Source organism: Afipia sp. OHSU_II-C1, from assembly GCF_000497575.1.
Taxonomy (GTDB): Bacteria; Pseudomonadota; Alphaproteobacteria; order Rhizobiales; family Xanthobacteraceae; genus Afipia.
Map to the genome: position 1 here is coordinate 130,343 of NZ_APJI01000015.1, position 25,036 is coordinate 155,378.

The following is a 25,036-nucleotide window of genomic DNA, read 5'->3' on the forward strand; positions in this document are numbered from 1 at the left end:
TACCGTCCGCGAACTTCGGATTCGAAAGGACACTGTCTAAATATTGTACTAGTCTGCGGTGACGCACTCACTTTGGGAGACCACAATGCCGGACGATGTGAAGGAATTGCCAGCCAGAAACGACGACGCCCTGTCGCGCTTCCTGGGCGGTTCGCCATTGTCGGTATTGCTGCGGCTGGTGCTGCTGTCGCTGCTGGTCGGTGTCGTGCTCGCCGCGATCGGCTTCGATCCGTGGAATATCCTCTACAGCATCCGCCGCCTGATCGACTGGATCTGGAATCTCGGCTTCGACTTCATCAACGGCGTATGGCGCTACTTCCTGCTCGGCGCGGTGATCGTGATCCCGATCTGGCTGATCTCGCGGCTGTTCAGCACCCAGCGGCCGCGCTGATTGAGAGACGCGGCCAAAGTTACGACCGGAGAGGTTTTCAGCATCGCCGGACCGGCGATGCTGGCCAATCTGACAACGCCGCTGCTGGGCGTCGTTGCGACAGCCTGTATCGGCAGGCTGGGCGATCCCGCCCTGCTCGGCGGCGTCGCAATCGCCTCGGTGGTTTTCGATTGCCTGTTCTGGCTGTTCGGTTTCCTGCGCATGGGCACGGTCGCGTTCACCGCGCAGGCGCTCGGCGCGCGGGATCATGTTGAAATCCGCGCAACCCTGTTTCGCGCAATTATCGTCGCTGCGGCGATCGGCCTTCTTCTGATCGCAGTCAGCAAGCCGCTCGGCACCGTCATCCTCTCCGTGATGGGAGGCAGCGCGCCGGTGACGGCGGCGGCGCATGAATACTTTGCGATCCGGCTGTGGTCCGCGCCGATGGCTCTCGGCAACTATGTCCTGCTCGGCTGGTTCGTCGGTCAGGCACGCGCGAAAACCGCGCTTGCGCTGCAGATTCTGATCAACGTCGTCAATATCGCGATGACCGCGTGGCTGGTCCTTGCACTCAACAAGGGTATTGCGGGAGCGGCGATTGCCGCGGTGCTGGCGGAAACCACAGGATTTGTCGTTGGCGCGGTCCTGGCATGGCGTCTGCTTGGCGGTGTGTTCGACATCAGCGCCGAGCGGCTGTTCGACCGCGAGCGGCTGCTGCACATGTTCTCGGTCAACCGCGACATTCTGATTCGTACCGCCGCCCTCATTGCCGCGTTCCTGTTCTTCACATCGCAGGGCGCACGTGCCGGCGACACCGTGCTGGCCGCCAACGCCGTCCTCAACAACTTCCTTCTGATCAGCGCATTCTTTCTCGACGGTATCGCGAATGCGGCCGAACAGATCTGCGGCCGCACCTACGGCAATCGCGACCGCGACGGTTTCCTGATTGCGACCAAACTCGTGATGCTGTGGGGGTCCGTGTTCGCGCTCGCCGTGAGCACTGCGTATTTCTTTTTCGGATCTGGTCTAATCGCGGTGATGACGCCAAATCTCGATATTCAACGCGTGGCGAACGACTATCTCGTCTTCGTCATTCTCGCGCCGCTCGTCGGTTTTTTCGCATTCGCCTATGACGGCATTTTCATCGGCGCAACCTGGGCGCGCGACATGCGCAATCTCATGCTGCTGTCGCTGATGATCTTCCTCACGGCGTGGGCGCTGCTGCGGCCGTTCGGCAATGCGGGCCTGTGGAGCGCGCTCCTGATTCATTATGTCGCGCGCGGCGGCTTGCAGGCGCTGCGTTATCCGGCGCTGTTTAGGGATTCATTCGCCAACGGAAAGCTTAGTCCGGCCACGGCTCCGCGGTAATCGTCGCAGCATCCGCGCCGACGATTTCGGAGAGACTGTCGCGGCTGGTCCGCCGCAGCGTTGATACGAGGTCGGCCTTGATGTCTTCAACCAGCCCGAGACCCTTGTAGATCAGCGAGGAGTAAAGCTGGATCAAAGTGGCCCCGGCACGGATCTTCATCAGCGCGGCACCGCCGGAATCGATGCCGCCGACGCCGATCAGCGGAAACGCGCCCTCGGTGCGTACGTAAGTCTCGGCCACCATGCGCGTGGACAGCCGCAGCAGCGGACGCCCGGACAACCCGCCCTGCTCTTTCGCTTTCGCCTGCTCACGCAGCGTCGCGGGCCGCGCCAGCGTCGTATTGGCAACGATCATGCCGTCAACCCGGCGTGAACGGGCGATGTGCACGACATCGTCGAGTTCCTGCAATGTCAGATCGGGCGCAATCTTTAGAAGCAGCGGCGAATCGCCGGCGTTCTTGCGCACGCGTTCGCGCGCATCGACCACCCGCGCCAGAAGATCGTCCAGCGCCGCCGCCTGCTGCAGATTGCGCAGGCCCGGTGTGTTGGGCGAAGAGATGTTGACCGTGAAATAGCTCGCCACCGGCGCGAACAGCTCGATCAGCCGGACATAGTCCGCCGTGCGATCCACCGAATCCTTGTTGGCGCCGACATTGACGCCGACGATGCCGCCGAGACGCGATCGCGCGGCGAGTCTGCGCAACACAGCTTCCGCGCCGTCATTATTGAAACCCATCCGGTTGATGACGCCGGAATCCTGCTCGAGGCGAAACAGCCGCGGGCGCGGATTTCCGTCTTGCGGTTTCGGTGTCACTGATCCGATCTCGACAAAGCCGAAACCCAGCCGCAGCAACGCGTCGGGCGCTTCGGCATTCTTGTCGAAGCCCGCGGCCATGCCGACAGGATTGGGGAAATTCAGACCAAAGGCGCGCACCGCGAGCTTGGGATCGCTGGGGCGCGGCTTGGCCGGCGGCAGCAGCCGCAGCCCGCCGATCGCCAGCCGATGGGCGTCCTCCGGATCGAGCCGGCGCAGCAGCGGCAACGTGAGAGCATCGAAAGCGCGGATCACGACGCAAGCTCCGGAATATCGTGCGAACCGTCGGAGCGCGCACGCAGGTCGAGGATTTCTGTCACGGCGCCGGTATCGAGTTCGCCGTAGAGATGCGGAAACAACTCGCCGCCGCGCGAGCGTTCCCATTTCAAGGCCGGGCCCAGCGCCTCGGTATCGACCGCAATCAGAAACAGCCCCGTCTGCCCCGCGAAATGCTTGGCGACGGTCCCCGCCACCTGGGACGCGGTGGAAAAATGGATAAAGCCGTCGCGCTTGTCGTCGGCACTGCCGCGAAAGGCGCCCTGCCGCTCGGCCTCGCGCCAAGCCGACGCGGGGCAAATCTTGTAGATCGTGGACACGGCGGGCGGACTCTCGTGAGTTATTGAATTCATTTGGGATTTTTCGGAGCTCTGCCGAGCGCCCCGCAGACCGTATCGGCGCACTCCGGCCACTTCAAGGGCAGCGTTCATCTGATCGCTATGCATTGCAGAGACGCCCGTTTCGAGGTAATAATTCCTAGCTCCTGATAAAATTCACTGCCCGGTCCGGTCGGCTGGGCCAGACATCCGGCCATCCCATGTTGACCCACGATCAAATCTGGAATGCGCTCGATCGCCTCGCCGAACGCGCGGGTTTATCGGCATCCGCATTGGCCAAACGTGCGGGCCTCGACCCCACCACCTTCAACAAATCGAAGCGGATCACGCCGGACGGACGCGAACGCTGGCCATCGACCGAATCCGTCGCCAAAGCGCTGGCCGCGACCGGCACCACGGTCGACACGTTCGTGCAGTTCATCGAGGACACCGCACGCTCGGTGCAGGCGGTGCCGCTGCTCGGCTTCGCCGAAGCCGGCACCGGCGGCTATTTCGACGACGGCGGCTTTCCGGTCGGCAAGGGCTGGGACGAAGTCGGGCTTCCTTCGGTCAACGACGAGCATGCCTACGCGCTGGAAATTTCCGGCGACTCGATGAAGCCCGCCTATCGCGACGGCGACGTCATCATCGTCTCGCCCGGCTCACCGATCCGGCGCGGCGACCGTGTCGTGGTGAAGACCAAGGACGGCGAAGTCACCGTCAAGGAACTGAAGCGACGCACCGCCAAGGTGATCGAGTTGCAGTCGCTTAATCCGGCGCACAAGGACCGCGTCATCGACGCCAAGAATGTCGAATGGATCGCGCGCATCGTCTGGGCGAGCCAGTAACACTCCGCCTCAAGCCACCAGCGGTGCAACGATCGCGTTCAGGATCTTGGCCGCGTCGCGCGGAGCGAGCCGCACCTGCAACCCGCGCTGTCCGCCATTGATGTAGACAAGTTCGTGCGCCATCGCCTGCTCCTCGATGGCCGCGCGCGGCGGCCTCGGTTGTCCGAACGGACTGATACCGCCGACCTTGTATCCTGACAGGCGTTCCGCATCGGCAGGCTTCATCATCTGCGCGGATTTTCCGCCAAACCCAGCGGCAAGCTTTTTCATCGACACTTCGCGATCGGACGGAACGATGACGCAGACCGGCTTGCCGTCGACCAGCGCCATCAGCGACTTGAGCACGCGCGACGGCGCTTCGCCGAGCGCCTCGGCGGCCTGCAATCCGATCCGGTCAGCATCGCCATCGTAATCATAGGTGTGAACGGTGAAGGCGACGCCGGCCTGTTCCAGCATCTTGGTCGCGCGCGTCACCTTCGACATGCATAGCTCCGAGGCGGCGGCTAGGCCGCCGCCCGCTTCAGCGCAGCATCGATCATCGCGATCGCGTTCGTCACACCATAGACCGCGACGAACGACCCGAAGCGCGGGCCCTTCTCCTGGCCGAGCAGCACCTGATAGAGCATGTTGAACCAGTCGAGCGAAACACCCGGACGGCCGTCCTTGCCGGCCTTCTTGTGATCCAGGAACGGTTCGCGGCGGCCGATTTCATAGACCACGTTCTGGATATCTTCAGCGGAAGCATCGGCATCCAGTTGCGCCAGCGCATTACGCAGGTCGGTCAGGGCCGCGCGTTCGCTCTCGGTCGGCTGGCGGAAGGTCTTCGTTGGCGCCACGAAGTCGCGATAGTAGTTGATGGCGTAACCGACCATGTCGTCGAGCTTCGGATGGGTCTTCGGCGTCACACCCGGACGATACCGGCCGATGAAGCCCCACAGCGTTTCGGCATTCTCCGCGTTCGATGACGACACCAGCGTCAGCAGCAACTGGAAGGTCACCGGCATATCGGCCAGCGGCGGATTGCCCGCGTGGATGTGCCAGACCGGATTGCTCAGGCGCTGCTTGCCGTCCTGGCGCGGATAGCCGTCAATGAACTGCTGATAGTCATCGACATTACGCGGGATGACGTCGAAATACAGCCGCTTCGCCGCCTTCGGCTCACGGTACATGAACAGCGACAGCGATTCCGGCGAGGCGTAGCGCAGCCACTCGTCGATGGTCAGGCCATTGCCCTTCGACTTGGAAATCTTCTGGCCCTTGTCATCGAGAAACAGTTCGTAGTTGAAGCCTTCCGGCGGCGTGCCGCCCAGCGCCGAGCAGATCTTGCCCGACAGCTTCACCGAATCGATCAGGTCCTTACCCGCCATTTCATAATCGACGCCGAGCGCAACCCAGCGCATCGCCCAATCCGGCTTCCATTGCAGCTTGCAGTGCCCGCCGGTAACCGGAACAGTGACGCGCTCCCTGGTGTCCGGATCGTCATACGAAATCGTACCGGCCTTCGCATCGTGTTCAACGATCGGCACCTGCAGCACGACCCCGGTGCGCGGCGAAATCGGCAGGAACGGCGAGTACGTGGCGGCGCGCTCCTCGCGCAGCGACGGCAGCATGATCGCCATCACCTTGTCGATGTTCTCCAGCATCTTCAGCAGCGTCGCGTCGAAGCGGCCCGACTTGTAGTACTGCGTCGATGAGGCGAATTCGTAGTCGAACCCGAACGTATCGAGGAACGCGCGCAGCCGCGCGTTGTTGTGCTCGCCGAAACTCGGATGCGTACCGAACGGATCGCGCACCTGCGTCAGCGGCTTGCCGAGATCCTGCTCCAGCATCTCCTTGTTCGGCACGTTGTCCGGCACCTTGCGCAGGCCGTCCATGTCGTCGGAGAATGCCAGCAGCTTGGTCTTGATCTTGTCCTCGGTCAGCACGCGAAACGCATGGCGCACCATGGTGGTGCGCGCCACCTCGCCGAAGGTGCCGATATGCGGCAGCCCCGAGGGACCGTAGCCGGTCTCGAACAGCACTTCGTCCTTCGGCTTTTTCTTCAGCCGTGCGACAATCTGCTTCGCCTGTTCGAACGGCCAGGCGTTGGATTGTTCGGCAAGCGCCCGCAGGTCGCTCGCGGTTGAAGGCATTTCAGTCGACATCAAGGATCTCCGCGCAAAAATCAAACCGGCTGCCGGCGCGCGAGCCACCAGCCGGTCATCACCAGACACATCCCGATCGCAGCGCAGACGATCAGCAATCCGGCTGTATTAGCCGCAACCCCTGCATAACCCAAGGTCTTGGCGTCAATAAAGGGGTACGGGTAGAAGCCCGACATCTTTCCGCGCACCAGCACGAAGCCGAGATAGAACAGCGGGTAGATCAGCCACAGCAGCGGATCGTACCAGCGCAGCCCCGCCTTGCGCACACAGGTCAGCCAGAACAGCAGATAGGCGACCGGCATGGCGTAATGCAGCATCGCGTCTGCAATCCACTGCGCGCCCATCGGCGACCAGAGCTGCCGCAGCAGTACCGCATAAACCAATCCAACCATGGCAATGTAAACCGCCACCGCAGAGCGCACGAACGGATGCACCAGCCATTCCTCCGGGCCGCTCTTGATGGCAAATGCGGTCATCACCAAGGCCGCCAGAATGTTCGACTGGATCGTGAAGTAGGAGAAAAAGCGGATAGTGGCCTCAAGCGGCGAAAGCGCCATCACGCCGGCGGTTCGCATCAAAAGCCAATACTGCAGCAGAAGCGTCGCCCATCCCAGCAGCGCAAGAAGCGCCGCGGCGGTTCGCTTGAGTTTCGCCGTTCGCGTCAAAGTCATTGCCGCATCCGAGAAGTTAGAACGGACTGACCGAGAAGTAGCGCAGCCATAAATCGGTGTAGCGGCCCTTTTCCCAGAGCCGGAACATCGCCCAGTTCAGCGCCTGCCGCAGCACATCGTTGCCGCGCTTGACACCGATACCGACCCCCTCGCCGAAATAGCGGCTCTCCGTGAAGGGACCGCCGCTGAACGCACAGCAATCGCCGGAATCGGTTCCGTTGATCCAGAACGCCAGCGAAATCGCGTCCCCGAAAATGAAATCGACCTCACCCCGGCGCAGCGCAAGGCGAAGGGCATCGTCATTCGGAAAGCTGACGATCTGCGCGTCGGTGAACAGCGTCTTCAGATACGCCTCATGGGACGAGCCCGCGATAGCGCCGACCTTCTTGCCCTCGAGATATTCCGGCCGGACTTCGGCCATCACCGCATCCCGCCGCGAGACGAACCGCGCCGGCGAACGATAATAGGGATCGCTGAAATCGAGCTTTGCGCGAAGCTGCGGCGTCACCGCCAGCGACGCAATGATCGCATCGCCGCGGTTGCCGTTGATCGCATCGACCAGCGTCTCGAACCGGCGCATCTGGATGGTGCAAGCCACCTTGATTTCGTCGCAGATCATCCGGGCCAGATCGACATTGAAGCCGGCCGGATTGCCGTCGGGGCCCGTGAAGTTGAAGGGCGGATAATCCGTCTCGGTCAGGAAACGGATGACCGTGAGCCGGGACAGGTCCGGCCGGTCGGGGCGACGCCGCGGATCCCAAAATCCCGGCACAGCCTGAGGCGCGGCCGGCTGTGGAATAGCAGCCGGGGGCGATGACTGAGACGCTGCGGGTGCGCCTTGCGCGTGTGCTGGCGGCGTCCCGGGCGCGAAGCACGCCAGAGCGCTCCAGACAACGACCCCGGCGGCTGCACGGACAGCGCCACGCAATCGGACATTGAAGGAAAATACCATCTGTGGTTGCATTGACCCGGGGTTCTGCGTGTGGGGTCTTATAGACCATCCACGGGCGGATTCGAGTGCGTTTGTGGCGTGGGGTAGCGGTCTGATGGCCGTGGCTGGGCGGACAAGCGAGTTTGAGGAAGCCAGGCCGCAGCGTTTCGCGCGCCTGACGGCGTCCGCCCGGAATTTCACCTCGTTCATCGCCGGACTGCTTGGGCCGCCGCAATCACAGAACGACAACCGGCCGGGAACTGGAGAGCCCGGTCCCGCGGTCGAACTCGATTGCCTGCGCCATATGCTCGCTCCGTCGCTGCTCGCCGCAGCAGAGCAACGGAGCAAGGAGATCGGCGTCGGTGCTGACCGGGTCCTGATCCAATGGGGCGTCATCGGCGAAGACGCTTATCTGGACCAGCTCGCCCTTCATACCGGCCTCCAGATCGAAACACTGGAGGACATCAGCCGAGCGGACTGCCTGCTGCCCGACGACGGCCTTCATCTCTGTGCACGGCACGGCATCCTTCCTGTCCGGAAACAGGGAGAACTCGCCTACGTGTCCGCTCCGCACGGGTACACCACGCGGCGCATCGTCAGGCTGATCACGGAGTATCCGTCGCTTCTTCCACGCGTCCGGCTCACATCGGATGCGAAGTTCAATGCGTTTCTCGCCTATCATTCCGGCGATGCACTGGCCGATACCGCGGCTCAAAACCTGGCACGACGCTTTCCTCACCTCTCCGCCGCGCCGGTTCCAGCTTCAAGCAGCCGCCTGTTCCGTTTCTGTCGCCATCTTCTGCGGCTTGCAGCCCCCGTTGCGCTGCTGACGCTGGCGCCGACCATGGTGCTCGATACATGCGGCCTGATCCTCGCAATCTGGTTTCTGCTGTTCACGAGTCTGCGGCTTGCAGGATGTTTTTCCCAGCCCAAACGGCGATCGCGTCCACCGCGGCTGCACGACAGCCAGTTACCCGTCTATACCGTGGTCGCGGCGCTTTACCGGGAGGCATCGTCCGTCGCGCCCTTGATGCAGTACATCAATGCTCTGGACTACCCCCGCGAGAAACTCGACATCAAGCTCGTTATCGAAACCGACGACCTCGCAACCCGCGCAGCGATCGCCAGACTCGGGCCGATGCCGCACGTTCAGGTCATCATCGCACCTGATGTCGGACCGCGCACAAAACCCAAGGCTCTCAACTGCGCGCTGAACTTCGCGCGCGGCACATTCATCACAGTGTTCGATGCCGAAGACCGGCCCGAGCCTGACCAGCTTCGCGAAGCGCTCGATGTCTTCCGGACCTATGGACCGGAGATTGCCTGCGCGCAGGCCAGCCTTTGTATCGACAACACCGCGGACGGCTGGATACCGCGGATGTTCACCGCGGAGTATGCGGGGCAATTCGATGTCTTCCTGCAGGGCTTTTCCAACTTCGAGATGCCGCTGCCGCTCGGCGGATCGTCCAATCACTTCCGCACCAGCGTACTGCGCGAAGTGGGCGGCTGGGATCCCTACAACGTTACCGAGGATGCAGATCTCGGCTTTCGACTTGCGCGCTTCAGGTATCGCTGCGTCATGTTCCCGTCGACAACGTATGAGGAGGCTCCGGCCCGGTTCGGAAGCTGGCTGCGGCAGCGCTCCCGCTGGATGAAAGGCTGGATGCAAACATGGAGCGTCCACATGCGTTCACCGCGACAACTCTGGCGCGATGCAGGGCCCGGTGGTTTCCTTGCTCTCAACATCATCGTCGGCGGAAACGTGCTGACTGCACTGGCGCATCCGTTCCTGCTCGGCGAGCTGTTCGTTCGCAGCTTCCTGAGTGCATTCGACGACAGCGTTTCCTCGTTCTTCGCCAAGCCGTTCATCGAACTCTATCTGGCGACGATTGCGGCGGGCTATCTCACCACGATCGTGATCGGACTGATCGGACTGGCGAAGCGGAATTTGCTGCGCGAAGCATGGGTGCTTGCCCTCACTCCGATCTACTGGATTCTCCTCTCCATCGCCGCCTGGCGCGCGCTCTGTCAGTTGCTGATCGAACCCTACCACTGGGAAAAGACCGAGCACGGTCTCGCGCGAACGTCGCGGATGACATCCCTCCGGCGGAGTAAGCCGGACCGGAAGGCGATCAGAGATAACGCTTGAGATCGGCCGCAGCTTCCTCTGGCTTGCGCTTCAGATCGAACGGACGCACGAAATTTCCGTTGCGGTCCATCAGATAGATCAGCGCGGTGTGATCCATCGTGTAGTCGCCGTCCTTCAGCGGAATCTTCTTGGCATAGACCCTGTAGGCCGAGATGACTTTGGCCACCTCGTCCGGGCTGCCGGTCAACGCCTTGAGATGCGGATCAAAGCTCGACAGATAGTCCTTCATGACAGCCGGTGTGTCCCGCTCGGGATCGACCGACACAAAATACGCATTCACCTTGCTTGCGTCAGGACCCATGGCGCGCAGGACTTCAGACATCTCGAACAGCGCGGTGGGACACACATCAGGACAATGGGTGAAGCCGAAGAAGACAATCGAGGGCTTCCCGATCAGGCTTTTCTCCGTCACCGCCTGTCCGGCCTGATCGGTCAGCCGGAACGGCCCTCCGATCGCCGACGGCGCGGTGGCGCCGCGCAGACCGCCGAGCAGCCACAGCGTCACCAGCAGGCCGATTGCAAGGCTGCCAGCAAACGCCGCGATAATCACCAGCGGCCGGGTCGTCCTGTCCATCGCCATCCGTCCTTGATCCTTCGCGGGGCAGCCCTGCCGCCTGTTCCAAGCTAGGCATGGGATAGAGCGCGCGGCTATGGCGGGCAAGTGTCGCAGGCGCATGCCCGATCACATGACCGGGAGCGAATTTCTGCCTGATCTGGGCGTTTAGCGCACGTGCGCAGAAGCCTGCGCGTCCATGTAGCACGGACGATACATGCTCGTCAGTTCGCGGCCACGCAGGAAGATCATGCGCGGCTTCAAGCCGCCACGCCGCGAAATCCAGGTCCGGATCGATGTCGGATACATGTCGTACAGCATCCGGGTAGCTTCGCGGTTCGTCACCGGCCGGCCGCTCGCCCCGAAGTCCCACGCAGCGTGAAATCCAAGGCTGGCGCGCGAGGTCACGCAAATCTTGTCATGCGGAACGGCGCCAAGCACGATCGTGCAAGCCGACGCACACAAGCCGTCGATCACAACGGTCTCGCCGGACCCCTTGAGGCTTTGATACTTGTCGACATAGGTCCCGATGCGGCCGCCGCGGTCATCGGAAATCCGGACCACAGCCTGACTCGCACCAACTCCGCCCAGGAGTAGGACTGCCGCAAGAAACCCCGTCACAATCTTCATTGCCGGCCCCGTCGCCCCCTGCCTGTCGATCGGGGCACTGTCAGCGTGTTGCGAGTCTGGTTTTTTGTCCAGATCGCGCTGCGATGCGCGGACGGATTCTGCCGCAGTGTTGCTGGCTTGCTGCACCTGCACTGGCCGATCCCGAATTGGAACATGACCAGCGTGGGCCAGTGAACGACCGGGAGCGGGCGCTGCCATTTTTGGCCGCAATTTCCGTTGACCCGGCTTCACGCGCCGCGCTTCAATCCGGAAGCGGGGGAGACATCAAAAATGGCGAATGATGCGGACGTAGTTGTCGTCGGTGCAGGACTGGCGGGCCTCACGGCAGCGACCGAACTGGCCGACGCGGGCAAGCGCGTGATCGTGGTCGATCAGGAAGGCGAGCAAAACCTCGGCGGGCAGGCGTTCTGGTCGCTCGGAGGACTGTTTCTTGTCGACACACCTGAGCAGCGCCGGCTTGGCATCAAGGATTCCCATGACCTCGCTTTGCAGGACTGGATGGGAACAGCCGGATTCGACCGCGATGAAGATCACTGGCCGAAGAAGTGGGCGGAAGCTTACGTCGCCTTCGCAGCCGGCGAGAAGCGCGGCTGGCTTCAGGCCATGGGCCACCGCATTTTTCCTGTGGTCGGCTGGGCCGAGCGCGGCGGTTACGATGCCATGGGGCACGGTAACTCGGTGCCGCGGTTTCACATCACATGGGGCACCGGCCCGGGTGTCGTGGAACCGTTTGAACGGCGCGCGCGCGAGCACGCCAAGACCGGCCGCATCATCTTCAAGTTCCGTCATCAGGTCGATGCGCTCGAGATAACGAGCGGGGCCGTGACCGGCGTCAGCGGTAAAATACTGGAACCGTCATCCGAGTTGCGCGGCGTCAGTTCTTCACGCACCGAGACCGGTGATTTCATGTTCAGGGCGCAGGCCGTGATCGTCGCCTCCGGCGGCATCGGCGGCAATCATGATCTCGTGCGCCAGAACTGGCCGAAGCGTCTCGGTACGCCGCCGAAGCATATGGTGAGCGGTGTTCCCGCGCACGTCGACGGGCGCATGATCAGCATTACCGAGGCAGCCGGGGCTCGCCTCATCAACCGCGACCGCATGTGGCATTACGTCGAAGGCGTACACAACTGGGCGCCGATCTGGCCGGGTCACGGCATTCGCATCCTGCCGGGTCCATCCTCGATGTGGTTCGACGCAACCGGCAAGCGCCTGCCCTCACCGCTTTATCCAGGTTACGACACGCTTGGTCAGCTCGAATACATCATGCGCACCGGTTACGACTATTCCTGGTTCATCCTGACGCAGAGCATCATCAAGAAAGAGTTCGGTCTTTCCGGCTCCGAACAGAATCCGGACCTCACCGGCAAGAGCTGGCGGCAGGTCATCCGCCGCGCCGGCGCCAAGGGCGGTCCGGCACCCGTTGAAGCCTTCAAAAACAAGGGGGCTGACTTCATCGTCCGCGACAATCTCGACGATCTCGTCGCCGCCATGAACAAGCTCGGCGGCACAAACCTGCTCGATCCCGCCTTCATCAGAACGCAGATCGAGGCGCGCGACCGCGAGATCGACAATCCTTACGTCAAGGATACCCAGGTCATGGGCATCCACAACGCGCGTCGTTATATCGGCGACAAACTGATCCGCACCGCCAAGCCACACAAGATTCTCGATCCTGCCCATGGTCCGCTGATCGCCGTAAAGCTGAACATTTTGACGCGGAAAACGCTCGGCGGGTTCGAGACTGATCTCGACTCGCGGGTATTCGGAAATGACGGCCAGATCATTCAGGGACTGTACGCGGCGGGCGAAGCGGCGGGCTTCGGCGGCGGCGGCGTGCACGGTTATCGCGCGCTGGAAGGCACATTCCTTGGCGGCTGCCTGTTCTCCGGACGCAATGCCGGACGCGCGGCAGCGAAGGCTGTCCTCTAGCTAAAGCTGCACCTGAATCAAGGATGCAGAACCATCTTGCTGCCTGGCCTGCTCCCTGAAGGAAGCACTTCAGGGAGCAATGGCCATAGCAACACGCGAGTATTTCGCGGCGCTCGTCAGAACCCGATCCAGTACGCGTCGACCTCGCGGACTCGATTGCCCCAATCGAAATCCTTGTCAGCCCCGAACGACGGCGCTTTCGACAGCTCCTCCTCCGTCATCAATGTCAGGAGTTCGTAGCCTTCGATGGCGGGATTGTACTTCATGCTCGCCCACGGAAGCGGACGATAGTCCTCACCAACTCCGAGAAAACCGCCGAAGCACAAGACCGCGTAGGCGACGTTGCCGCTGGTCTTGTCGATCATCAATCGCTTGATGCTTCCAATTTTTCTGCCGTCGGCATTGAAGACCCGCGTTCCCTCGACCCTGTCACTGGCAACAAGACGATGTGATTTTACGTTGATTGTGTCAGCATGCATGAGAGCCTCCAGACGTGGAAGCCTGTCTTGCAGATTGGTCCGCCATGGGCGCGCGGCGCAAGCCGCGGCACACGACCTGACCGCTCTTCCGAGCAGGCCTGTCAACCGGGCTCGCGGGCAAGACAATTGCGGGCGTGACCCGGCGCTTGCATCAACACAGATAACGTAACGCCGCCGCCGCCGCGCCGCCAGCCCGTCCGGCAGGAAAATCAGCCCTGAACCACAGGCCGTATCTGCTCCGGCGTCAGGCCCGGTGACCCCTTGCCGGCTTTTTCCGCGTGCCGGATCAGCGCGGCGATGCGCGCGGACAGCGGCGCTTTCAGACCGTGCCGCTCGGCGAGTGCGACAATCAGGCCCTGAAGGTGACCGATTTCGGTGCGTCGGCCGCGTTGCAGATCCTCCCACATCGACGAACGCGCCTTCGGGTCGATCTTCACCATCGACGCCGCGATCCGGGTGAACAACGCATCGGGCAGCTTCAGGATAAACGGTGTAAAGGACGCCGGCAGCGGCGTTGTCGACACCGGCGCAATGCCCTCGGCCTTGATCACCGCCAGCGCCTCGCGCATCTGATCCGCGAACAGCACGCGCCAGGACCGTTGTGCAAGCTGGTCGCGCAGCGGCAGCCCGGACAGCGCATTAAGCGCATTGTTCAGGTTGACCAGCAGCTTGCCCCATTGCACGGCCTCGATGTCGTTCACGCTTCGGAAAACGAGTTCGGGCCGCGAGAGCAATTTTGCGATATCGGGATCGTCCTTCTCCAGCAGGATGTCGCCGGAGGTAGCGCGATGAAAGTGCCCCTCGCCCATTGAAACCACATTGAACGGCACCATGCCCGCCAGCACATCGTGATCCGGCAGCGCTTCGCGCAACACGGCGACATTGCCGATGCCGTTCTGAAGGCTGACGATCACCGCATCCTTCCGCGCATGTCGCGCGATCAGGTCCGCGATCTCCGCGGTGTCATCGCTCTTGACGGTGACAAGGATGATATCCGCGCCCGCAAAAATCGCCGCAGGATCGTCGGACAGTCTGATCTCAGCCGGCGTCAGGCGATGCTCGATACCTTCAAAGCTCGTGACCTTCAGCCCGTGCCGGTTGATATCCTCAATCAGGCGCGGGCGCGCCAAAAGCGAGACCGGGTGCCCGCCGGCGCGCAGCATCCCCCCGACGAAGCAGCCGATGCTGCCGGCGCCTGCGACCGCAACGGACTTCAATGTGCTCATGGTGCTGGCCGTTCCTTGTTGCAGTCCCGGAGAGGTCCGGTCATTTTTCGTGCCGGGATCGCAGAAATCCAGGAACCTGTTTGCCTCTGCTGCATCCAACGCCCAAGTATGACTGAAACCGGCCAAGAGGGCACCTGCCGTGCAGCAACCATCCATACCGCAGATGACGGCCGCCGACGACGCGCTGCTGGTGCAAGGCGCCCGTGACCGCGACGAAGCGGCCATTCGCGCTATCATGCAACACAACAACCGCCGGCTGTTTCGGGTGGCCCGAAGCATCCTGCGCAACGACGGAGAAGCCGAGGACGTCGTCCAGGAGACTTACGTCCGGGCGTTCACCCATCTGGACGGCTTCCGGGGCGACTCCAGCCTTGCGACCTGGCTGACCCGTATCGCCATGAACGAGGCCCTTGGCCGGCTGCGGCGCGAGCGGCCACAGGTCGAACTGACAAGTCTCAAGCCCGGCGTGCTGGAAGCGCAGATCATTCAGTTTCCGCAATCCCTGAACCTCGGCGATCCCGAAAAATCCATGGCGCAACGCGAAATCCAGCATGTCGTTGAGCGGGCGATTGATGATCTGCCCGAAGCTTTCCGCATTGTGTTCATCACCCGTGTGGTGGAAGGCATGAGCATCGAAGAAACAGCCGAACTGCTCGACCTGAAACCGGAGACAGTTAAAACCCGGCTGTATCGCGCAAGAAGCCTGCTGCGCGGCAATGTCGAAAAGCGGATCGGCCCTGTGGTGATGGAAGCCTTCCCGTTCGCCGGCAAGCGATGCGAGCGTCTGACCGAAACCGTTCTCAAGCGGCTCGGCATTACAAGCTGATTCTCCAGGAACCTCTTTGGTCCTGCTGCATCCAAGCATCGTGTCATTCAACGGCACGATCCAGGGCTTCGTCGAAGTCCATGCACAGGAGCGATAAAATGTTCGTCCGTATCAGCGCGGCCATCGCCGCCCTTTCCCTCTTGAGCGGCGCCGCCTTCGCGCAGGGCGCGTCCAAACCGACCGATCCGCAGATCGCTCACATCGCCTATACCGCCGGCGTCATCGACGTGACCGCCGCGAAACAGGCTCTCGCGAAGAGCACCAACAAGACCATCAAGTCGTTCGCGGAAGACATGGTGCGCGATCATGAAGCCGTGAACCAGCAGGCGCTCGCGCTGGTCAAGAAGCTGAAAGTCACGCCGGAAGACAACGACACCAGCCGCGCGCTGTCAAAGCAGGCCGCCGCCAAGCTCGCCGAGATGGAAAAACTCAAGGGCGCCGAATTCGACAAGGCCTATGCCGCCAATGAGGTGGCCTATCACAAGGCGGTCAACGGCGCGCTCGAAACGCTTCTGATTCCTTCTGCCAACAATGCGGAGTTGAAGAGCCTGTTGCAGACCGGCCTCAAGATCTTCCAGGGCCATCTCCAGCACGCCGAACACGTCGCGGCCTCGTTCAAGTAGGAGCAGCCTATGTGGTCGAGACGGGTTCTTCTTGCGTCGCTCACTGCCTTGCTGGGGATGGTGTCGGTCTCGGCACATGCGGCGACGATCGAGATCACCATCGAGAATCTCGTGTTCTCTCCTGCCAATGCGAAGGCCACCGTCGGTGATACGATCGTGTGGATCAACAAGGATATCTTCGCGCATACGGCGACGGCCCGGAACGGCGACTGGGATGTCGCCCAGCCGCCGAAGAAGACGGTCCCTCTGGTTTTGAGAAAAGCGGGATCGATCGACTATTACTGCCGTCACCATCCGAACATGAAGGGCACCATTGTGGTGGCGCCGCAGTAACCACCAAAAGAACAGGCGCCTTTTGGCGTCTGTTCACTTATGCCTTGCGGAATGGCAGTGCGGGTCCGTTGAGCTTGCGCAGGCCCGGCTCGCGGCGCTCCAGCCACCAGCCGTACTGCTTCGGCCAGGATGCAAACGTACCGTCGCCGATCACGCCCTTCGTTTCGCTCAACGCGAGTTCGGCATGCAGCGGCCAGTTGGGGTCGAACAGCGCCTCGCGGCCGACTGCAATCAGATCGGTCTTGTCTTCGGCGAGAATATCCTCTGCCTGTTGCGGATGCAGGATGAGACCGACCGCCATGGTCGTCACCTTCGCCTCACGGCGAATCTGCTCGGCAAACGGCACCTGAAAGCTGTAGCCGCGCGGAATCCGCGCCGCGGTCGCCGATCCCATCAATCCGCCGGACGAGCAATCGATCACATCCGCGCCCCGCGCCTTGGCTTCATTCACGAAAGCCACCGAGTCGGCGATGTCGATCCCGCCATCGATTCCGTCGACGGACGAAATACGGACGAACAGCGGCCGGTCCGACGGCCACACTGCGCGCACCGTCTCGATAACTTCGAGCGGATGCTTCATGCGCCCGGCGCGGTCGCCGCCATAGGCGTCGTTGCGTTGGTTGGACAGGGGCGACAGAAATTCGTGCAGCAGGTAGCCGTGGGCGCAATGAATCTCGAGTACGTCGAAATCCGCCTCGACCGCCCGCAATGTCGCAAGACGCCAGTCCTCGCACAGCGCTTTCAGATCAGGCTGCGTGAGTTCATGCGGCATCAGCCAGCCGTCATCCATCGGAATCGCGCTGGGCGCAACGATGGTCCATGGCTTGTCGCCGCGCGCGTGGTCTTCGGGAGTCAGCGCCGCATTGCCGTACCAGGGCCGCTGCATGCTGGCCTTGCGCCCGGCATGGGCGAGCTGGATCGCTGGCACCGACCCATTGGCGCGAAGAAACGCCGCGATCCGCTTGAGCGGCGCGATCTGCCCATCGTGCCAGAGGCCAAGATCGCCATGGGTGATGCGGCCTTCCGCGTTGACCGCCGTCGCCTCCGTCATCACGATCCCGGCGCCGCCCTGCGCGAACTTGCCGAGATGAACCAGATGCCAGTCATCCGCCATGCCGTCGGTGGCCGAATACTGGCACATCGGCGAAATCACGATCCGGTTCCTGGCCGTGACATTGCGGAGAGAAATCGGCGTGAACAGGCGGGGCTGTGACATCAGACCTCTGTGGATTTTTGGTTTGTTTGGGAAAACTGGAGCGGGCGAAGGGAATCGAACCCTCGTATGCAGCTTGGGAAGCTGCCGTTCTACCATTGAACTACGCCCGCGCGGTTCCGACCTTAGCCATACCCGGCACCCCGCCGCAAGATGGCTGCCATCACAGGTTTCGGGTGGCGGACAAAACGAAAAAGCGCAAGATTCTCCAAGTCCCGAAAATGACACCTAAGGCAGACTGGAACGCGACATGACGGCTGGTTTTGCATTGTTCGACACAGCGATCGGACGTTGCGGCGTCGCCTGGGGCGAGCGCGGCCTTCTGGGCGTGCAACTGCCGGAGGCTGACGATGCGAAAACCCGTGCACGGCTGCTCCAGAAGGCGCCGGGCCCCCACGAAACAATGCCGCCGGCGGACGTGCAGCGCGCCTGCGACGCCATGACGGAATTACTGAACGGCACATCGACCGACCTGTCCTTTATTGCCCTCGATACCGGCCACCTGCCCGCCTTCAACCGCAGTGTCTACGACATCGCCCGGACCATCGCACCCGGCGAAACACTGACCTATGGCGATATCGCCAGCAGGCTCGGCGACAAGCTGCTGTCGCGCGCTGTGGGCAAGGCGCTTGGAGAAAATCCGCTCCCCATCGTAATTCCGTGCCATCGGGTGCTGGCGGCGAACGGGAAGACCGGCGGATTTTCCGCCAACGGGGGCGTGACCACGAAGTTCCGCATGCTGGCGATCGAACGCGCCCGGATATCCAGCCGCGACGCCAAGGACGCCCCGATGCTGTTCGATCCGGGTCTGTCGATTGCTCCGCGCCGCCGCCGGGGATAACATCTGGCCATGAAGACGACGCTGATGGAAAGCGCATCGCTGTCCGTGTTCGATTACCGGTGCGCCATGGGACCGGACGACAAGCCGTTCCCCGAGCAGCATCGCAACCATTCGCTCTCGTATGTCCGCAAAGGCAGCTTCGGTTACGACACCCGTGGACGTTCCCACGAACTCGTTGCCGGCGCTGTCATGCTGGGCCATGCCGGTGACGAATACACGTGCTCGCATCCGCATCATGTTTGTGGCGACGAATGCCTATCATTCCAGTTGTCGCCAGCGCTCGCCGACGACATGGGCATACGCAAGGACGCGTTGCGGATCGGCAGCGTGCCGCCGCTCCCCGAACTGATGGTTTATGGCGAACTGGCGCAGGCCGCCGGGCGCGGCGACAACGACATCGGGATCGACGAAGCTGCGATGTTGTTTGTGAGCCGTTTCGCCGAAACGATGTCCGGAAAAACCCGGAAGGCATCGCCCGCCACCGCACGCGACCGCCGCCGCGCCGTCGAAAGCGCGCTGTGGATCGACGCTCATGCCGACAAATCTGTCGATCTGGAGACGACCGCAAAAGCCGCAAGCGTCAGCTCATTCCACTTCCTGCGGATGTTCTCCAACGTGCTCGGAGTGACGCCGCATCAGTATCTGGTGCGCGCGCGGCTGCGTCATGCGGCGAGACTGCTGGCCGACGATGCAAGATCGATCACGTCGATTGCCTTCGATGTCGGTTTTGGCGACCTGTCGAATTTCGTGCGGACCTTCCACCGGGCTGCCGGTGTGTCACCACGGCGTTTCCGTGACGCCGCGCGCGGCGACCGCAAGATTTTCCAAGAACGGCTCAAGGCTGCGACCGTAGGGTGATCCTCCATCACAGGGAGATCACCATGTACGACCATATCGGACTGAAAGTCAGAAACCTCGACGCCAGCATCAGGTTCTACACCGCTGCGCTTGCACCGCTCGGCCATGTCCTCTGCTCGCGCGACAACAGCGGCGCGGGCTTTGGACCAAAGGATGCACCGGCGCTCTGGCTGCATCTGTCGAAAGAGCCTGTGGGGCCCGGCGCCCATGTCGCATTCCGTGCGGCCAGCCACGACGCCATCAAGGCGTTTCACACAGCCGGACTCAAGGCTGGCGGACGCGATAACGGCGGCGCAGGCCCGCGCGCGGATTACAGCCCGACCTACTACGCGGCATTCCTGATCGACCCGGACGGCAACAATGTCGAAGCCGTGTGCACGTAACGACCCGGCTGGAGCGGAGGATTGAATATGGCATCCATCGAGAAGGAATTTGTGGTCGCATCGTCCGCACCCGCTGTCTGGGATGCCGTGCGCGACTTCGGAGCAGTCCACACACGGCTTGCGCCCGGATTCGTCACCGCCTCCGTCATGGATGGCGATGCTCGGCTCGTGACATTTTCGAACGGCACGAACGCGCGAGAAATCCTTGTCGATTGCAACGACGCGAAACGGCGTCTGGTCTATGCCATCGTCAGCGAACGGATCAGGCAACACAGCGCCTCGGTGCAGATTTACGAAGATGGCGACAGGCGCTGCAAATTTGTCTGGACCGTGGACGTGCTGCCGAACGAAATCGCGCCATACATCAGCGGACAAATGGATCTGTCGATCGCCGCGATGAAAAAACAACTCGAAAACGGCTAGCTGGCGGAACGAATGTGTCGCCCACCTCGCCGCAGGCGCCCTGCAAGACGATCATGCTGCATTCCCGAAGTGCAGCATGGTCGAATTCGCATCAGAGCCGCCCGATGCAACCAGAACTCCGACAAATTTCTCTCAAATTTGAATCGCTCTCGCGCGTTTAACCTTACCGAATTATAGAGGTGGATGGTTCAACAATTCCACATTTGCGACCGCTCCATGACGCTAAGACTTCGGTCTCTGGGGACACGGAGGTGACGCATGAGGGGTTTCAAGCCCGCGGAATTGGATACGGTCGCGACATTCGGCCAGCGCAAGATGACGCCGCGCGTTTGCATCGTCGACGCGAAAAGACACATCCGCACGTTTCTCGCGGAGGCTCTCGAGGAGCTCGGCTTCGTTGCTTCCGAATGCGCGAGCGCGGACGAACTGCCGCTACGGCTCGACGTGCACGCACCCGATCTCGTTCTTGTCGGAATGCCGAACGACGGCGTTCAGGCGGGGCAAATCCTGAAAACCCTCGTCGACAAGAAATTCGACGGCCAGGTGCTGCTGATCGGCCCGAAAGAATCGATTATCGCAGGCGCGCTCCGTCAGCTCGGAGAGGAACTCGGCATCGCCATGCTGCCGCCGCTTGCGACGCCGTTCAGTGCGGATGGCCTGCGGGCCAGCGTGGTCACGCTGCTTCCGCAACAGGCCCCGCCGAGTCCGCCCGTCGATGTCGCGGAGGCGCTGAAGGCCGGTTGGCTGGAACTGTGGTATCAGCAGAAGATCGACGTGCATACGCTCGCGCCGCGCGGCGCCGAGGCGCTGATCCGCATGCGCCATCCGTCCTGGGGCGTCGTGCCTCCCGCTTCGTTTATCCCCGACGACAATGACCCCCAGTTCAAGGGACTGTCCGAATTTGTGGTCAGCCGCGCGCTGGACGACTGGCATTATTTCATGGGCCAGCACGGCCCCGTCGATATTTCCATCAATCTGCCGATCAGCTTCCTCGAAGACCCCGCGTCAGTCAGCAACCTCTGCCGCCAGATTCCGGATCACCCGGCGTTCGGTGGATTGATCGTGGAGGTCAAGGGTGCCGAAGTGATTCGGAACCTCGATCTGGCGATCGACGTCGCCAAGCGTATGCGTTTTCACAACATCGCAATCTCGATCGATGATCTCGGGACCGACTGGCCTCTTCTCACGGAGCTGAAGAGTTTTCCGTTCGTCGAAATCAAGGTCGACCGGGAATTCGTCACAGGCTCCGCCGACAACCGCCTCAAGCAGACAGTGTGCCGCCGCATTCTCGAGCTTGCGAACCGGAACGGCGCGCGCACCGTCGCCAAGGGCGTAGAGACACGATCAGATCTGGTCGCAACCCATGAAATGGGGTTCGATCTTGCGCAGGGCTATCTGTTCGGCAAACCTGCCAACGCGAAGAAATTCGCCCGTGCCTCGCTCGCGCGTCCGACGGCTCTTGCGTGACGGCTCTCATCCGGCCCTGACGGCTGCGCCTCTCCCGCCCCAGTTCGTGAAACGAACTGCGGCGACAGCGAGGGCACCCAGCAAAATCATCGATACCGCTGCCAGCCAGAAGAACTGCGTGCTGTCCCCGCCATGTGACATCAGCCACCATCCGCCTGCCATGACGAATGCAAGCCGCGCGGTTTGCGCAAGCACCGGCCCGATGACGCGCGCCGCGCCCTGCGAGGAGAAGTAGAGAGAGATCGCGAGGCCGACGAAAGCGAGAAAGGGGCCGACGATGGAAAGATACTGACGGCTCGCAGCCCGCACCGCGGTGTTATCGGTGAAAATATTCACCCAGATATCCGGATAGAGGGCAAAGAAGCTACCGAAGACGCCGACCGCCGCAAACGACACACCACCCGCGGTCCAGGCAATTCGCCTGGCCCGGGCGATACGGCCCGCGCCGATCGCCATTCCGATCATCGGCACCGATGCAATGCCCACCGCAAACGCCAGTGATGTCAGCATGAATTCGAGGCGAGCGCCGATTCCGTAACCCGCCAGCACCTCGGTCCCAAACGTTGCCAGCAGGTGCGTGAAGATCGTCACCGTGAGCACGATCTGCAACGGCGAAAAGCAGGCAATCGCACCTACCTGCAAAATGTCGTAGAACATCGCGCGCTGAAACCGGAAGCCCCTGAAGTTCAGTTTCACGCGGCTGCGGCCCGACAGCAGATACCACGCCATGATCCCCGCGCCGATCGAGAACGCCATCAGCGTGCCGGCCGCGACGCCGCGCATGCCGAACTGCGGAATTGGCCCAAGGCCAAGACCGAGCACACCGCCGAACAGAACCTGAAAGAACGCCGAGTTGAGAATGATCGCCGACGGCAGCTTCATGTTGCCGGTGCCGCGCAACAGCGCCGCCAGAGTGTTCATGATCCATGGCAACACGGCGCCGCCGAAGAATATCTGCGCGTACCCGATCGCCTCGCCCAGGACGCGGCCCCTGCCGCCCAGTGCGGCAAACAGATATGGCCCGAAGACCAGCATCCCGATCATGAAGGTCAGACCGAAGCAAATCCCGATCATCAGCGCGTGCACGGCAAGCGCGGATGCACGCTCGGTGTCGTTGGCGCCCAGCGCGCGCGCAATGGCTGACGCGACGCCGCCGCCCATCGCGCCGCCTGACATGGTCATCATCAGGATGACAAACGGAAACACCAGCGCCATCGCCGCCAACGGTTCGACACCCAGACGGCCGATATAGGATGTTTCCGCGATCGCGACGCAGGTGCCGGCAGTCAGCGCGACGACATTGGGAGCAGCCAGCTTCAGCAGAGTAGAAAGGATCGGACCGTCGAGCAGCGGATTTCTGGCCGGGCCTTTGACAGGGGGGAGCGGCGGCTTCTCGTCCGCCTGCACCACAGGAATTTCGGCAGCTCCCAGTTCGGACATGCACTCCCCGGCGTGGCGGTCTCATTGATGTCGGCCGCCTCCGCCGACCCTTACCATCAAACCGGTGGCCTGCAATGCGCGCCTTGCGCATGGCGCCCAGTCACCGGCCCGAATATCAGGCCGAACCGAGCATGTCGGCGGCCTCCGCCATCGACATGGGCCGGTCGCCGAGCAGCCTGTCGGCGACCGCGCCATCGCCTTCGCCCGGCAGGACCGCAAAGGGGTCCTGCGCGGTCAGACGGTGATCGACCACGAGCCTTGAAAGCAATAGCCGGCGCGCATCGCCGCGCATGGCGTGGATCCGGCTGCCCTCCCAGGCAAACGTCACGGCGCTTGCGACATGATAGAGCGTGCTGGTCGCGCGCCGGGCTTCGGCCTCGTTCTCAGACCGGCCCGCGACCTCGCGCGCGAAACCGATAGCCCTGTCGGTGAAGCCATAAAGCCGATCCCGCCAGCCCTGCGGAACGCCGGGCATGTCGTCGATCCGCGCATGCAGATCAGCGCCGAGAGCGGCTTCGGCGCCGTGACGGCCAACTGCCCGCTTGAGCGTGTCGATAGCTACGATGTTGCCGGTGCCCTCCCAGATCGAACCAAGATGCGCATCGCGCAAGAGCCGCGGCGTAGCGAATTCTTCGATGTAGCCGATGCCGCCGCGCATCTCCATCGCCTCGCCACAGACCTTGCGAGCATCGCGTGTGGCGCGGTACTTCAGCGTCGGCGTCAGCACGCGCAGCAAAGCCGCAGCATCCTGGCTGCCTGCCTCGGCGCGATCGAGCGCATCGGCCGTCATGAAACTCATCGACACCGCCTGTTCGGTCGCGAGCATGATTTTCATCAGCTGACGGCGTGCGAGCGGCATGTCGACAATGCGGCGGCCAAAAACCACCCGGTTGTGGGCAACGGTGTTCGCATCATGATGTGCGCGGCGCATCAATGCAGCGGATTTCACGCCGTTGGAGAGCCGCGACCAGTTGACCATTTCGGCCATCTGCACGAAGCCGCGATCGAGACGGCCGACAGCGTAAGCAATCGCACCTTCAAGCTTGATTTCGCCTGACGCCATCGAGCGGGTGCCGAGCTTGTCCTTGAGACGCACAATCCGGTAGTGGTTCGGCGAGCCATCGTCGAGTTCGCGCGGCATCAGGAAGAGGCCGACGCCCTGCGTGCCGCCAACCGCGCCTTCCGGCCGCGCCAACAGCATCACCATCTTGGCATCGGCGTTGGAGCAGAACCACTTCTCGCCATGAAGCCGCCAGTGATCGCCTTCCTGCACGGCCGTGGTGGTCAGCTTGCCGACATCGGAGCCGCCCTCCTTCTCGGTCATGAACTGGCCGCCCTGGGTCAGCTTCGACATGTCGGTCTGCGTCAGGCCGTCGAGATACTTTGCCTTGAGCGCTTCATCTCCGAACCGTGACAGCAGGCGCGCGGCGCCGTCCGTGACATTGATGGGACACCCGAGACCGAACTCAGCCTGATTGAACAGGAATGTGAAGGCGTGTTTCGCCACCGCCGGATAAGTATCGGCCCAGCCAAGAATGCCCTTGCGATGCGACATCGCGTGAATGCCGAACTCGCCATAAGCCGCGCGCTCAAGCTCACGATACGCCGGATGATACTCGATCCATTGCCGGTCGTTGCCGAAGCGGTCGCGTTGATGCAGCACCGGGCCGTGTTTGTCGGCAAGGCGCGCGCATTCGTCGAGATGACCACCAGCGAGAGAGCCAAGCCGGTCCAGATGCGGCTCGATGTGTTGAAACAACGCGGCGGGAAGATGGATGCGCAGCAGGTCAGCGAGGATCGGATCGGCGCGATAGAAATTCATGCCCGACGTGTCGGGCGCGATCAGACCGAACTCGGATGTCGGCTCACCCGGCGAAGCTAACTTTTCTGAAGGCGGAGTTTTTGCGGCTGCAACCATGGCGTT

26 protein-coding genes and 1 tRNA gene are annotated in these 25,036 nt (G+C 62.3%); 13 read left to right on the forward strand and 14 right to left on the reverse strand.

Annotation, left to right across the window (positions count from 1 at the left end; genetic code table 11):
- Positions 1-85: 85 nt before the first annotated feature.
- Both I554_RS0117210 and I554_RS0117215 read left to right on the forward strand, forming a co-directional pair.
- Positions 86-391: a DUF6460 domain-containing protein gene (locus I554_RS0117210; RefSeq protein WP_024577201.1), complete on the forward strand. Its 306-nt coding sequence runs from the start codon at positions 86-88 to the stop codon at positions 389-391.
- 57 nt (positions 392-448) lie between these two features.
- The gene (locus I554_RS0117215; RefSeq protein ID WP_024577200.1) at positions 449-1,738 is read left to right on the forward strand and encodes an MATE family efflux transporter; all 1,290 of its coding nucleotides are present in this window, start codon (positions 449-451) and stop codon (positions 1,736-1,738) included.
- Here I554_RS0117215 and I554_RS0117220 read toward each other — a convergent pair.
- Both I554_RS0117220 and I554_RS0117225 read right to left on the reverse strand, forming a co-directional pair.
- Entirely contained in the window at positions 1,713-2,807 is a 1,095-nt protein-coding gene (locus I554_RS0117220; RefSeq protein WP_024577199.1) for a quinone-dependent dihydroorotate dehydrogenase, read from the reverse strand. The two genes, I554_RS0117215 and I554_RS0117220, sit on opposite strands and share 26 nt — an antisense overlap.
- Positions 2,804-3,148: a DUF952 domain-containing protein gene (locus I554_RS0117225; RefSeq protein ID WP_024577198.1), complete on the reverse strand. Its 345-nt coding sequence runs from the start codon at positions 3,146-3,148 to the stop codon at positions 2,804-2,806. Before I554_RS0117225 ends, I554_RS0117220 begins: the two co-directional genes overlap by 4 nt.
- 218 nt (positions 3,149-3,366) lie before the next feature.
- Here I554_RS0117225 and I554_RS0117230 point away from each other — a divergent pair, with 218 nt between their 5' ends.
- Positions 3,367-3,993, forward strand: a complete 627-nt coding sequence (locus I554_RS0117230) for a helix-turn-helix transcriptional regulator (RefSeq protein WP_024577197.1) — start codon at positions 3,367-3,369, stop codon at positions 3,991-3,993.
- 9 nt (positions 3,994-4,002) lie between these two features.
- On the opposite strand, the gene ybaK is transcribed toward I554_RS0117230, so the two are convergent.
- From ybaK to I554_RS0117250, 4 genes are read right to left on the reverse strand one after another with little or no spacing between them, the layout of a single operon-like run.
- The gene (gene ybaK, locus I554_RS0117235) at positions 4,003-4,476 is read right to left on the reverse strand and encodes a Cys-tRNA(Pro) deacylase (RefSeq protein WP_024577196.1); all 474 of its coding nucleotides are present in this window, start codon (positions 4,474-4,476) and stop codon (positions 4,003-4,005) included.
- A 20-nt stretch (positions 4,477-4,496) separates the two neighbouring features.
- Positions 4,497-6,137, reverse strand: a complete 1,641-nt coding sequence (locus I554_RS0117240) for a lysine--tRNA ligase (RefSeq protein ID WP_024577195.1) — start codon at positions 6,135-6,137, stop codon at positions 4,497-4,499.
- Positions 6,138-6,157: 20 nt separating this feature from the next.
- Positions 6,158-6,808, reverse strand: coding sequence for a Pr6Pr family membrane protein (locus tag I554_RS0117245; protein WP_024577194.1), 651 nt, complete (start codon positions 6,806-6,808; stop codon positions 6,158-6,160).
- Between the two features lie 16 nt (positions 6,809-6,824).
- Positions 6,825-7,772: a transporter substrate-binding domain-containing protein gene (locus I554_RS0117250; protein ID WP_081710803.1), complete on the reverse strand. Its 948-nt coding sequence runs from the start codon at positions 7,770-7,772 to the stop codon at positions 6,825-6,827.
- A 61-nt stretch (positions 7,773-7,833) separates the two neighbouring features.
- Between I554_RS0117250 and I554_RS0117255 the strand changes: the two genes are divergently transcribed.
- Positions 7,834-9,888: a glycosyltransferase family 2 protein gene (locus tag I554_RS0117255; protein ID WP_343205829.1), complete on the forward strand. Its 2,055-nt coding sequence runs from the start codon at positions 7,834-7,836 to the stop codon at positions 9,886-9,888.
- Here I554_RS0117255 and I554_RS0117260 read toward each other — a convergent pair.
- Both I554_RS0117260 and I554_RS0117265 read right to left on the reverse strand, forming a co-directional pair.
- Positions 9,872-10,462 (reverse strand): SCO family protein, encoded by a 591-nt coding sequence (locus I554_RS0117260; RefSeq protein WP_024577191.1) that lies wholly within the window; start codon positions 10,460-10,462, stop codon positions 9,872-9,874. The two genes, I554_RS0117255 and I554_RS0117260, sit on opposite strands and share 17 nt — an antisense overlap.
- 147 nt (positions 10,463-10,609) lie before the next feature.
- Positions 10,610-11,071, reverse strand: coding sequence for a hypothetical protein (locus tag I554_RS0117265; protein WP_024577190.1), 462 nt, complete (start codon positions 11,069-11,071; stop codon positions 10,610-10,612).
- A gap of 270 nt (positions 11,072-11,341) precedes the next feature.
- On the opposite strand from I554_RS0117265, the gene I554_RS0117270 reads away from it, so the two are divergent.
- Complete coding sequence (locus tag I554_RS0117270) at positions 11,342-13,000, forward strand: FAD-binding dehydrogenase (RefSeq protein WP_024577189.1); 1,659 nt, start codon at positions 11,342-11,344, stop codon at positions 12,998-13,000.
- Positions 13,001-13,116: 116 nt separating this feature from the next.
- On the opposite strand, the gene I554_RS0117275 is transcribed toward I554_RS0117270, so the two are convergent.
- On the reverse strand, positions 13,117-13,479 hold the full coding sequence (locus tag I554_RS0117275) for a PRC-barrel domain-containing protein (RefSeq protein ID WP_024577188.1): 363 nt from the start codon (positions 13,477-13,479) through the stop codon (positions 13,117-13,119).
- Between the two features lie 209 nt (positions 13,480-13,688).
- Entirely contained in the window at positions 13,689-14,705 is a 1,017-nt protein-coding gene (locus I554_RS0117280; RefSeq protein ID WP_024577187.1) for a 2-dehydropantoate 2-reductase, read from the reverse strand.
- A 163-nt stretch (positions 14,706-14,868) separates the two neighbouring features.
- Here I554_RS0117280 and I554_RS0117285 point away from each other — a divergent pair, with 163 nt between their 5' ends.
- The 3 genes from I554_RS0117285 to I554_RS0117300 all read left to right on the forward strand — a co-directional run bounded on the left by I554_RS0117285 (position 14,869) and on the right by I554_RS0117300 (position 16,487).
- Complete coding sequence (locus tag I554_RS0117285; RefSeq protein ID WP_051358672.1) at positions 14,869-15,531, forward strand: RNA polymerase sigma factor; 663 nt, start codon at positions 14,869-14,871, stop codon at positions 15,529-15,531.
- Between the two features lie 98 nt (positions 15,532-15,629).
- Entirely contained in the window at positions 15,630-16,154 is a 525-nt protein-coding gene (locus I554_RS0117295) for a DUF4142 domain-containing protein (protein WP_024577185.1), read from the forward strand.
- 9 nt (positions 16,155-16,163) lie between these two features.
- Positions 16,164-16,487: a cupredoxin domain-containing protein gene (locus I554_RS0117300; protein ID WP_024577184.1), complete on the forward strand. Its 324-nt coding sequence runs from the start codon at positions 16,164-16,166 to the stop codon at positions 16,485-16,487.
- A gap of 37 nt (positions 16,488-16,524) precedes the next feature.
- Here I554_RS0117300 and I554_RS0117305 read toward each other — a convergent pair whose 3' ends face one another.
- Both I554_RS0117305 and I554_RS0117310 read right to left on the reverse strand, forming a co-directional pair.
- On the reverse strand, positions 16,525-17,703 hold the full coding sequence (locus tag I554_RS0117305; protein WP_024577183.1) for an NADH:flavin oxidoreductase/NADH oxidase: 1,179 nt from the start codon (positions 17,701-17,703) through the stop codon (positions 16,525-16,527).
- Between the two features lie 36 nt (positions 17,704-17,739).
- Positions 17,740-17,813: transfer RNA gene (locus I554_RS0117310), tRNA-Gly, on the reverse strand.
- Positions 17,814-17,950: 137 nt separating this feature from the next.
- On the opposite strand from I554_RS0117310, the gene I554_RS0117315 reads away from it, so the two are divergent.
- The 5 genes from I554_RS0117315 to I554_RS0117335 all read left to right on the forward strand — a co-directional run bounded on the left by I554_RS0117315 (position 17,951) and on the right by I554_RS0117335 (position 21,672).
- Entirely contained in the window at positions 17,951-18,541 is a 591-nt protein-coding gene (locus I554_RS0117315) for a methylated-DNA--[protein]-cysteine S-methyltransferase (protein ID WP_024577182.1), read from the forward strand.
- 9 nt (positions 18,542-18,550) lie between these two features.
- Positions 18,551-19,399, forward strand: a complete 849-nt coding sequence (locus tag I554_RS0117320; protein ID WP_024577181.1) for an AraC family transcriptional regulator — start codon at positions 18,551-18,553, stop codon at positions 19,397-19,399.
- Between the two features lie 23 nt (positions 19,400-19,422).
- Entirely contained in the window at positions 19,423-19,782 is a 360-nt protein-coding gene (locus I554_RS0117325) for a VOC family protein (RefSeq protein WP_024577180.1), read from the forward strand.
- 27 nt (positions 19,783-19,809) lie between these two features.
- Complete coding sequence (locus I554_RS0117330) at positions 19,810-20,205, forward strand: SRPBCC family protein (protein WP_024577179.1); 396 nt, start codon at positions 19,810-19,812, stop codon at positions 20,203-20,205.
- Positions 20,206-20,463: 258 nt separating this feature from the next.
- The gene (locus tag I554_RS0117335) at positions 20,464-21,672 is read left to right on the forward strand and encodes an EAL domain-containing response regulator (protein ID WP_024577178.1); all 1,209 of its coding nucleotides are present in this window, start codon (positions 20,464-20,466) and stop codon (positions 21,670-21,672) included.
- Between the two features lie 6 nt (positions 21,673-21,678).
- Here the strand turns inward: I554_RS0117335 and I554_RS0117340 are convergent, their stop codons facing one another.
- A complete protein-coding gene (locus tag I554_RS0117340; protein WP_024577177.1) occupies positions 21,679-23,112 on the reverse strand; it encodes an MATE family efflux transporter in 1,434 nt (477 codons plus the stop codon).
- 115 nt (positions 23,113-23,227) lie between these two features.
- Entirely contained in the window at positions 23,228-25,030 is a 1,803-nt protein-coding gene (locus I554_RS0117345; RefSeq protein ID WP_024577176.1) for an acyl-CoA dehydrogenase family protein, read from the reverse strand.
- Positions 25,031-25,036 lie beyond the last annotated feature (6 nt).

Coding starts and splice junctions, on each gene's coding strand:
- I554_RS0117240 (WP_024577195.1), bottom strand. CDS start 6,137: ATGTCGACTGAAATGCCTTCAACCGCGAGCGACCTGCGGGCGCTTGCC.
- I554_RS0117250 (WP_081710803.1), bottom strand. CDS start 7,772: ATGCAACCACAGATGGTATTTTCCTTCAATGTCCGATTGCGTGGCGCT.
- I554_RS0117330 (WP_024577179.1), top strand. CDS start 19,810: ATGGCATCCATCGAGAAGGAATTTGTGGTCGCATCGTCCGCACCCGCT.
- I554_RS0117300 (WP_024577184.1), top strand. CDS start 16,164: ATGTGGTCGAGACGGGTTCTTCTTGCGTCGCTCACTGCCTTGCTGGGG.
- I554_RS0117285 (WP_051358672.1), top strand. CDS start 14,869: ATGACGGCCGCCGACGACGCGCTGCTGGTGCAAGGCGCCCGTGACCGC.
- I554_RS0117260 (WP_024577191.1), bottom strand. CDS start 10,462: ATGGACAGGACGACCCGGCCGCTGGTGATTATCGCGGCGTTTGCTGGC.
- I554_RS0117275 (WP_024577188.1), bottom strand. CDS start 13,479: ATGCATGCTGACACAATCAACGTAAAATCACATCGTCTTGTTGCCAGT.
- I554_RS0117325 (WP_024577180.1), top strand. CDS start 19,423: ATGTACGACCATATCGGACTGAAAGTCAGAAACCTCGACGCCAGCATC.
- I554_RS0117210 (WP_024577201.1), top strand. CDS start 86: ATGCCGGACGATGTGAAGGAATTGCCAGCCAGAAACGACGACGCCCTG.
- I554_RS0117340 (WP_024577177.1), bottom strand. CDS start 23,112: ATGTCCGAACTGGGAGCTGCCGAAATTCCTGTGGTGCAGGCGGACGAG.
- I554_RS0117230 (WP_024577197.1), top strand. CDS start 3,367: ATGTTGACCCACGATCAAATCTGGAATGCGCTCGATCGCCTCGCCGAA.
- I554_RS0117335 (WP_024577178.1), top strand. CDS start 20,464: ATGAGGGGTTTCAAGCCCGCGGAATTGGATACGGTCGCGACATTCGGC.
- I554_RS0117265 (WP_024577190.1), bottom strand. CDS start 11,071: ATGAAGATTGTGACGGGGTTTCTTGCGGCAGTCCTACTCCTGGGCGGA.
- I554_RS0117280 (WP_024577187.1), bottom strand. CDS start 14,705: ATGAGCACATTGAAGTCCGTTGCGGTCGCAGGCGCCGGCAGCATCGGC.
- I554_RS0117295 (WP_024577185.1), top strand. CDS start 15,630: ATGTTCGTCCGTATCAGCGCGGCCATCGCCGCCCTTTCCCTCTTGAGC.
- I554_RS0117270 (WP_024577189.1), top strand. CDS start 11,342: ATGGCGAATGATGCGGACGTAGTTGTCGTCGGTGCAGGACTGGCGGGC.
- I554_RS0117215 (WP_024577200.1), top strand. CDS start 449: ATGCTGGCCAATCTGACAACGCCGCTGCTGGGCGTCGTTGCGACAGCC.
- I554_RS0117320 (WP_024577181.1), top strand. CDS start 18,551: ATGAAGACGACGCTGATGGAAAGCGCATCGCTGTCCGTGTTCGATTAC.
- ybaK (WP_024577196.1), bottom strand. CDS start 4,476: ATGTCGAAGGTGACGCGCGCGACCAAGATGCTGGAACAGGCCGGCGTC.
- I554_RS0117315 (WP_024577182.1), top strand. CDS start 17,951: ATGACGGCTGGTTTTGCATTGTTCGACACAGCGATCGGACGTTGCGGC.
- I554_RS0117345 (WP_024577176.1), bottom strand. CDS start 25,030: ATGGTTGCAGCCGCAAAAACTCCGCCTTCAGAAAAGTTAGCTTCGCCG.
- I554_RS0117245 (WP_024577194.1), bottom strand. CDS start 6,808: ATGACTTTGACGCGAACGGCGAAACTCAAGCGAACCGCCGCGGCGCTT.
- I554_RS0117305 (WP_024577183.1), bottom strand. CDS start 17,703: ATGTCACAGCCCCGCCTGTTCACGCCGATTTCTCTCCGCAATGTCACG.